The organism is Chamaesiphon polymorphus CCALA 037, assembly GCF_003003845.1.
Lineage (GTDB): Bacteria > Cyanobacteriota > Cyanobacteriia > Cyanobacteriales > Chamaesiphonaceae > Chamaesiphon > Chamaesiphon polymorphus.
Genome location: NZ_PVWO01000243.1, coordinates 1 through 8535, shown reverse-complemented (window position 1 = coordinate 8535; position 8535 = coordinate 1). Strand labels below are relative to the sequence as shown.

Annotated in this window: 8 protein-coding genes; all 8 read left to right on the top strand. The window is 44.7% G+C overall.

Annotated features, from left to right (window positions below):
* Positions 1-41: 41 nt before the first annotated feature.
* The 8 genes from urtC (C7B77_RS17505) (at position 42) to urtD (C7B77_RS17470) (ending at position 8411) form a co-directional block, all read left to right on the top strand.
* Positions 42-1130, top strand: coding sequence for an urea ABC transporter permease subunit UrtC (urtC, locus tag C7B77_RS17505; RefSeq protein ID WP_106307583.1), 1089 nt, complete (start codon positions 42-44; stop codon positions 1128-1130).
* A gap of 50 nt (positions 1131-1180) precedes the next feature.
* Positions 1181-1945: an urea ABC transporter ATP-binding protein UrtD gene (urtD, locus tag C7B77_RS17500; protein ID WP_106307580.1), complete on the top strand. Its 765-nt coding sequence runs from the start codon at positions 1181-1183 to the stop codon at positions 1943-1945.
* A complete protein-coding gene (gene urtE, locus C7B77_RS17495; RefSeq protein WP_106307577.1) occupies positions 1935-2633 on the top strand; it encodes an urea ABC transporter ATP-binding subunit UrtE in 699 nt (232 codons plus the stop codon). The genes urtD (C7B77_RS17500) and urtE overlap by 11 nt, the downstream gene beginning before the upstream one ends.
* A 190-nt stretch (positions 2634-2823) precedes the next feature.
* The gene (locus C7B77_RS17490) at positions 2824-3642 is read left to right on the top strand and encodes an MOSC domain-containing protein (RefSeq protein ID WP_106307574.1); all 819 of its coding nucleotides are present in this window, start codon (positions 2824-2826) and stop codon (positions 3640-3642) included.
* Positions 3643-3816: 174 nt separating this feature from the next.
* Positions 3817-5145, top strand: coding sequence for an urea ABC transporter substrate-binding protein (urtA, locus tag C7B77_RS17485; protein ID WP_106307571.1), 1329 nt, complete (start codon positions 3817-3819; stop codon positions 5143-5145).
* Positions 5146-5307: 162 nt separating this feature from the next.
* Complete coding sequence (locus tag C7B77_RS17480) at positions 5308-6468, top strand: ABC transporter permease subunit (protein WP_106307568.1); 1161 nt, start codon at positions 5308-5310, stop codon at positions 6466-6468.
* Between the two features lie 97 nt (positions 6469-6565).
* On the top strand, positions 6566-7690 hold the full coding sequence (gene urtC, locus C7B77_RS17475) for an urea ABC transporter permease subunit UrtC (RefSeq protein ID WP_106307565.1): 1125 nt from the start codon (positions 6566-6568) through the stop codon (positions 7688-7690).
* A complete protein-coding gene (gene urtD / locus C7B77_RS17470) occupies positions 7656-8411 on the top strand; it encodes an urea ABC transporter ATP-binding protein UrtD (RefSeq protein WP_106307562.1) in 756 nt (251 codons plus the stop codon). Before urtC (C7B77_RS17475) ends, urtD (C7B77_RS17470) begins: the two co-directional genes overlap by 35 nt.
* Positions 8412-8535 lie beyond the last annotated feature (124 nt).

The following is an 8535-nucleotide window of genomic DNA, read 5'->3' as shown; positions in this document are numbered from 1 at the left end:
GTTCTCTAATCTACCCCCTACTCTCTACCCTCTAAATACCAATGGCACAAATCATCGGTCAAATTCAACAAGCCAACTTTATTCCGAAGAAGTGGCAGATTATAAATTTAGCAGTATTACTAATTTTCATAGTTTTCCCATTCGTGGCGGGCACCTTTCAAACTAACTTGATGGCAAAATTGCTGTTGTTTGGGACATTAGGCGTCGCGCTAGATTTGGTGTGGGGATTTACAGGAATTTTGAGCTTTGCCCATGGGGTATTTTTTACATTGGGGGGATATGCCATGGCCTATTATCTCAAACTCAACCTGTCGGCTGATGCTAATAATTATGGTGGTACCGTTCCCGATTTCATGGTCTGGAATGGATTGAAAGAGTTACCTTGGTTTATTGCACCATTGCAATCTTTTCCAGTCGCCATCTTTGCCATGGTAGCCATTCCCGCAGGTTTTGCCTATGCGATCGGCTGGTTTATTTTTCGATCGAAAGTGAGTGGTGTTTATATTACCGTAATTACCCTGGCGATCGCTTCAGCACTAACTACTTTCTTTGTCAGCCAGCAAGCATATACAGGTGGAACTAATGGGATTACCGATGTCTCGAAATTGATGCTGTTTGGCATTGTCGTACCCCCAATCGGCATTTATTTTATCATCCTGACCTTTGCCGCGTTAGTTATTGCAGGAAGTTGGTGGTTGACAAAATCTAACTTTGGATTAATTTTGCGTTCTATTAAAGAAAACGAGCAACGGATTTCTTATTTGGGTTACGACGTTGCGAGTTTCAAGATTTTTATTTGGACATTATCGGCAGCAATTGCTGGAATTTCTGGCGGTTTGTTCGTACCACTCAATAAGTTTATTTCACCAGTTTATCTAGGTGTGGCTTTTGGGACTCAGATCGTAATCTGGGTGGCTGTAGGCGGACGTGGTACGCTATTCGGGTCAGTGATTGCCGCGATTTTGCTCGGTCAGATTCAAAATTCAGTCGATCGGATTACTCAAGATTGGCAGTTGATTGTCGGGATTATTCTGATGGTAGTAGTGTTGTTTTTACCGGATGGACTGATGAGTTTATTGCCGAAGAAATTATTTGGCAATAGTAGTCCTAACAAATTAGAGAAAACTTAAACGGTAAAACTTTATTAATTAAAACTCACGATAATATTGCAACTAAAAACATGGTAAATGCGGAATCGGCTGTGTTATCAGTAAAAGATCTTAAAGTGGTCTTTTCTGGTTTTAAAGCCTTAAAGGGCGTCGATCTGGATGTGGGCACTAACGAAATTGTGACGATTATCGGCCCTAATGGCGCGGGGAAAAGTACGTTACTCGATGCGATCGTTGGGAAATCTCCGGTAGCCTCAGGAAATGTCTATTACAAGGGTCAAGATATTACCAACAAAAGTTCTTACCATATCGCGCGGATGGGCATCGGGCGCAAATTTCAAAACCCCAATGTCTATAATGAGTTGTCGGTATTCGATAACCTGTTGCTGGCTCTCAAAGGGACTCATGGAGTGTTTGCTTCGATTAAAGCCAAACTGACAGCAGCCAAGAAAGAGAAGATTATCAGCGTACTCGATCGAATCGGATTGTTAGAAAAAGGCTATTCAAAGGTTTCGTCACTATCTCACGGCCAAAAACAATGGGTAGAGATTGGCATGGTACTGGCTCAAGATCCAGCAGTGGTATTGCTAGACGAACCGACTGCGGGGATGACTCCAGATGAAACCTACGCCACTGGTGAAATTATTAAGACAATTGCGATCGACCATTCGGTGGTTGTTATCGAGCATGACATGGAGTTTGTCAAACAAATCGCCCAACGGATTGTGGTGCTCCATCAAGGTGAAAAGTTGACTGAAGGCTCGGTGGGCGAAGTCCAATCCAATCCCAAAGTAATCGAAGTATATTTAGGACGCGAACAAATCGATGCTGCTTGAACTAAACGATGTAACAGTTTCTTACGGCCAAACCCCCGTGCTATTTGGCGTAAATATGGCCGTCGATCGAGGCGATATTGCTTGTATCCTCGGTCGGAATGGTGTGGGCAAAACGACGCTCTTACGCAGCGTTATTGGCTTAAATAAAGCGATCTCTGGCAATATTATCTTCGATCTGCAAAATATTACGCGGTTGCCGATTTTTAAGCGCGCCCGTTCGGGTATTGCTTATATTCCTCAAGGACGAGAAATTATTCCGTATTTATCGGTGCTGGACAATCTTAAATTGGGCTTATCGGCGGGTAAAAAGAAATCTAGTAAAATTCCCCATGAGATTTTTGAGTTTTTCCCGATGCTCAAACAACATCTCAATCGTCAAGGCGGTTTACTCAGTGGCGGACAGCAACAGCAACTGGCGATCGCGCGGGGCTTGATGAGCGATCCCAAGATTATGCTCCTAGACGAACCAACTGAGGGCATTCAACCTTCGATCGTCCAAGAAATCGAGGACACTCTCAAGCGGATCAACCGCGAGAAAGGGATTACCTTAATCGTCGTCGAGCAAAAGGTGGATTTTGTGCGCCAGCTCGCGCAAAAGTTCTTCATTATGGAAAAAGGTGTCGTCGTAGCAGAGGGAGCGACACCCGCATTGACTGACGATTTGGTGCATAAATATCTTGCTGTTTAACGAGAAGCAGGGGCTTAAATCCCCCACCTTATAGGTGGATTGTTTGTAGGGTGGGGTTTGCTTGGTGTATTTTCATGAACGGGAAAAATAACCGAAAATACATCCGCTAAATCCCCACCCTAAAAACCCAATTCTCAATTCTCAATTCTCAATTAATTTAAACGATCGCCATTACCTTACGGGGGCAACTATGACTCGAACTTTAGTTGGCAAAGTTACCTCCCTGTGGCGGTATCCAGTTAAATCAATGCTGGGAGAAAGATTAGAGACAGTAACGATCGCGCCGACAGGGTTATTAGGAGATCGTGCCTATGCCCTGTGGGATTGCCAAACTCAGCGCATTGCTAGTGCCAAAAATCCCCATAAGTGGGCGAAATTGCTCCAATTTCAAGCGACATTTGTCGAAAACCCCCAACTGCAAGAGTCAATGCCTCCGGTGAGCTTTGTTTTGCCCGATGGTAGTCAGTGTCTGAGCGATCGCCGTAATATCGATGCGATCTTGTCTCAAGCTGTGGGACGAGATGTGCAGTTACTAGCCACCGTGCCAGCAGCACCCAGCTTAGACCAATATTGGCCCGACCTCGAAGGAGCGGCAAATCGGGATACAATTACGCAATTATTTATGCCTGCGGGCACCTTTTTTGACTCCTGTCCGATTCATGCAATGACAACGGCTACCTTAGCTCGATTACAGGAGCTTTATCCCGAAGGGCAATTTGCGCCAGCTCGGTTCCGTCCCAATATTCTCATCGAGCCAACAGATCCTCACAGTTCCTTTATTGAAAATGATTGGGTGGGCAGTCAGATGACCATTGGTGAAGAAGTGACCCTCAGTATCGATACCGCCTGTCCCCGCTGCGTAGTGACCACGGTAACACAATCCGATTTGCCGACCGATCTAAATATCTTGCGGACGACAGCGCGACATAATAACTCGATCGCGGGCATCCGCGCCTCTATATTGCGATCGGGAAGCGTCCGCTGTGGCGATCCAATTTGGTTGGAGTAAACAGCAAAGATCTCATCTGTGACGATCGTCTATGTGGATAAATTGATTTATGTTGTGAAGTCTGAAGCTTTATCATATTTGGTTTGTTTGTATTGTAAGATACACAGTGGCTGAGATATTTAGGATTAATATCTCAGCCAGCAAACCATGTGTGAAGAGCGAAATTAGGTAGTTATGGCAAATCAATTTGGGCGGCGCAGATTTATTATTTTAGGTGGTGCGGGAGTAGCAGGAACGCTGCTGCTCAAAGCCTGTACTAAGCCAGGATCTAGTCCGACCGCCAGCCCCAGTGCCGCTCCAGATACGGCGGCAAGTCCCAGTGCAGCACCAGTTGCGGCTAGCGGTAACACGGTTAAAGTCGGGATTTTGCACTCCCTCAGCGGTACGATGTCGATCAGTGAAAAAAGCGTCGTCGATGCCGAACAAATGGCGATCGCCGAAATCAATGCCAAGGGTGGCGTGTTAGGCAAGCAAATCGAAGCAATTGTCGAAGATGGTGCTTCTGATTGGGATAAATTTGCCGAAAAAGCTAAGAAATTGATCGACCAAGACCAAGTAGCAACGGTGTTTGGTTGCTGGACATCGGCAAGTAGGAAAGCTGTCTTACCTGTATTTGAATCGAAAAAACACATGTTGTGGTATCCGGTTCAATATGAAGGTCAAGAGTGTTCGCAAAACGTCTTTTATACAGGTGCGGCACCCAATCAACAAATCGAGCCTGCTGTTGACTGGTTGCTAAAAAATAAAGGTAAAGAATTTTTCCTCGTTGGTTCGGACTATGTGTTCCCCAGAACCGCCAATTCTATTATCAAAGCTCAATTACAAGCCAAAGGCGGTAAAACAGTCGGTGAAGATTATTTACCTTTAGGTAATAACGAAGTTACACCAATTATTGCCAAGATTAAAAAGGCTCTACCCAATGGTGGCGTCATTTTCAATACGCTCAATGGCGATAGTAACGTTGCATTCTTCAAACAGATGCAAAGTGCTGGATTGAAACCCGATAAATATCCAGTTATGTCCGTGAGTGTGGCCGAAGAAGAAGTCAAAGCGATCGGGGTAGAATACCTCAAGGGTCACTACGCTTCTTGGAACTATTTCCAAACTGTCAATACGCCAGCGAATAAAACTTTCGTTGAAAACTTCAAGAAAAAATACGGTAACGATCGTGTAGTTAACGACCCGATGGAAGCTGCATATATCATGGTTTATATGTGGAAAATGGCTGTCGAAAAAGCTAAGACTACTGAAATGGAAGCCGTGCGCAAAGCATCTCTCGGCTTAACGTTTGATGCTCCAGAAGGTAAGGTTACGCTCGAAAATAACCATCACCTGTCCAAGTTCGTCCGCATCGGTGAAATTGGTGCAGACGGGATGTTCAAAGTCGTTTCTGAATCTAAGGAAGCTGTGAAGCCCATCCCCTGGAATCAATACGTAGCAGAAACCAAAGGTTATGCCTGCGATTGGTCAGATCCTGCAAAAGGCGGTAAGTACAAAGCCTAACTCAGATAGCGTACTAATGCCCACGCATTAATACTGTCATAGCTATTGGGTACCCCTACAAGAAAATTGCGTAGGGGTACCCAATTATCTGGCTAATATCTATTTTATAAATACCAAAGCTAGACTATCCACTATTCACTATTCACTATTCACTATTAAAAAGTGTTATCAGGACTATTAGAAGCCGTTTTTAATGGGATGAGTATCGGCTCTGTTTTGCTCATTTCTGCATTAGGACTTGCCATTGTATTCGGTTTGATGGGCGTAATTAATCTCGCTCATGGCGAACTGATGATGTTGGGAGCATACACGACATTCGTCGTCCAAAACATCTTCAAATTGTTGCCGACACCCCTATTTGAGTTTTATATTTTCTTCGCGCTAATTGCAGCTTTCTTCGTTGCCGCTGCGGTGGGGTTCGTCTTAGAGCGGGGTGTAATTAGATTTCTCTATGGCAGACCCTTAGAGACGCTGCTGGCGACTTGGGGCGTGAGTCTGATTTTACAGCAATTCGTGCGGAGTATTAGTTGGGGACTGGCGATCGCGATCTCCCTATTTTGCTTGCTATTTTTTGGCGGAATGCAATTAATTAATCGCCGTCCCAATGCCGAAAGCATTCGCACTAAAGCGATCGCGATTATCTTACCATTATCGATCGGGATTAGTAGTATCGTCAGCATTTTTCTCGGTAATACTTTTGGGCTGACGATTACAAAACCTTGGTTTGGTGCCCAAAATGTCGATGTGACTGCACCAGCATGGCTGCGCGGCGGATTGCCTATCGGTGATTTTCAACTGCCATACAGTCGATTATTTATCATGCTGATGACTGCCATTTGTTTGGTGGGTATTTACCTATTTTTACAACGGACGAATTGGGGGTTGCGGATTAGAGCTGTTACCCAAAATCGCAATATGAGTGCGTGTTTGGGCATCCCAACAGCGACAGTAGATGCCTTTACCTTTGCCCTCGGTTCGGGATTGGCAGGTATCGCTGGATGTGCGATTAGTTTACTCGGTTCTGTCGGCCCCAATACCGGACAAAACTATGTCGTCGATACATTTATGGTGGTGGTAGTCGGTGGCGTCGGCAAATTAGCCGGAACGATTATTGCGGCATTAGCGATTGGTACTGCTTCGTATTTAATCGGTTCTGGCACCTTCATCTCAATGTTTGCGAGCCTTCAACCTGTAGCTGATTTCTTGACCTTTTTTGCCACTACGAGCATGGCAAAAGTGATGGTATTTGCCTTGATTATTACCTTTTTACAAGTTCGTCCCGGTGGGATTTTCCCGCAGAAGGGGCGAAATGTCGAACTCTAGGATAGGGGATAGGGGATAGGGTAGAGAGGATGACTAGCTTTTTAAAAACTACTTTCAACATTATGAAAGATAAATTTGCGATCGAGAGTTGTGAATTATGCTGATGAATACGCCCAAGCAACGTCGCGGTAACCAGTTACTCATCGAAGCTGGCATCGTTGTGGCGATCGCCTTAATTTTAATCTTAATCGTGCCGTGGGTATTGACTGATTTTCGACTGAATTTATTAGGTCGATTCTTGGCTCTATCGATCGCAGGATTGGGAATCGATTTGATTTGGGGCTATACTGGATTGCTAAGTTTGGGTCATGGCGTATTTTTCGCCTTGGGTGGCTATTTGCTGGCGATGTATCTCAAATTGCAGATTCCCGAAACTGCGAGCAATCGGTTACCTGAGTTTATGAATCTGTATGGGGTAACTGAATTACCGTGGTTTTGGCAGCCATTTCATAACTTCGGTTTTACGATGGTCGCCATCCTATTTTTGCCGACAATTATCGGGGGATTGTTAGGGTATTTAGTCTTTCGCAATCGGATTCGCGGTGTTTATTTTTCGATTTTGACTCAAGCGGCGACGATTGTCTTTTTTAACTTCTTTAACGGCCAACAAAAATTATTTAATGGCACAAATGGCCTAACTGATTTTAAAACAATTTTGGGTGCAGATATCGGGACTTACCAATATACCTTTTACATCCTGACGATCGCGTTTTTAGTGCTGGCTTACGCGCTGTGTAGGTGGCTGACTAGCGGCAGTTTTGGCAATCTCTTGGTGGCAATTCGCGACGATGAAAATCGGTTGAGATTTTCTGGTTACAATCCGACCGGATTTAAAGTAATTGTGTTTGCAGTTTCGGCAGCACTAGCGGGGATTGGTGGCGCATTTTACACCATCCAAACCGGACGAGTTTCGCCCCAACTCATGGACATTGGCTTCTCGATCGAAATGGTGATCTGGGTGGCTGCAGGCGGTCGCGCTACGCTAGTTGGGGCAATTTTAGGTACTTTACTAGTTAACTTCGCCAAAAGCCTCCTCAGCGAGCAATTTCCCGATGTTTGGCTATTCTTTCAAGGTGCCTTATTCCTACTGGTTGTTACCGTATTACCAGAGGGAATTATCGGCTTGAAGAAGTTATTTCAACGAAAAAAGTCGATCGATACTTATCCAGATATAGACCTAGATCCAGATGTACAAAGCGAACGAGAACATCTTAGCAACTGAAAATTTGACGATGGATTTTGATGGCTTTAAAGCTATTAATAATCTCAACTTTAGCATGGCACGTGGAGAGCTACGTGTAGTAATCGGGCCGAATGGTGCTGGCAAAACCACATTTCTCGACTTAATTACAGGCAAAATCAAACCGACGACCGGACAGGTATTATTTAAAGGTCAAAATATCCGGCGTTATTCTGAAGAACAAATCTCGCGATTGGGTATCGGTCGGAAATTTCAAACGCCGCGAGTTTATCTCAATCTCACCGCGCGCGAAAATTTAGAACTAGCCGCCAATCTACATAAAAATGTGTGGGGAACTTTATTTAAAAAAGTATCCAAATCGGAACGCGATCGGATCGGGGTATTACTCGAAACGATCGGGTTAGGAGTCAAAGCCGAGCGAGCTGCTGCTCTACTTTCCCATGGTGAAAAACAACGATTGGAAATTGGAATGCTCGTCGCTCAATCACCAGAGTTATTATTAGTTGACGAACCTGTCGCCGGATTGACTGACGAAGAAACCGAAAATATCGGCAACTTATTGATGACTTTATCCGAAAGTCATGCCATTTTAGTCATCGAACACGATATGGAATTCGTCCGCCAAATTGCCAGACAAGTAACTGTTTTACATGAAGGAACCGTCCTCTGTGAAGGCACGATCGATGAAGTTCAAAACGACCCTAGAGTGATTGAAGTCTATCTGGGGCAACCGCAGAATTAGGCTTTAGGCTTTAGGCTTTAGGGATTAGGCTTTAGGTTTTAGGTGGGGAGTTGGGAGTTGGGAGTTGGGAGTTGAGAAGAGAAAATCTTTCTTTTACCCATTACCCATCCACCCATCCACCCAT

What these genes read in the sequence shown, in the direction of transcription:
- urtD (WP_106307580.1), top strand. Translation starts at nt 1,181, where the DNA reads ATGGTAAATGCGGAATCGGCTGTGTTATCAGTAAAAGATCTTAAAGTG.
- urtA (WP_106307571.1), top strand. Translation starts at nt 3,817, where the DNA reads ATGGCAAATCAATTTGGGCGGCGCAGATTTATTATTTTAGGTGGTGCG.
- C7B77_RS17490 (WP_106307574.1), top strand. Translation starts at nt 2,824, where the DNA reads ATGACTCGAACTTTAGTTGGCAAAGTTACCTCCCTGTGGCGGTATCCA.
- urtD (WP_106307562.1), top strand. Translation starts at nt 7,656, where the DNA reads ATGTACAAAGCGAACGAGAACATCTTAGCAACTGAAAATTTGACGATG.
- urtC (WP_106307565.1), top strand. Translation starts at nt 6,566, where the DNA reads ATGCTGATGAATACGCCCAAGCAACGTCGCGGTAACCAGTTACTCATC.
- urtC (WP_106307583.1), top strand. Translation starts at nt 42, where the DNA reads ATGGCACAAATCATCGGTCAAATTCAACAAGCCAACTTTATTCCGAAG.
- urtE (WP_106307577.1), top strand. Translation starts at nt 1,935, where the DNA reads ATGCTGCTTGAACTAAACGATGTAACAGTTTCTTACGGCCAAACCCCC.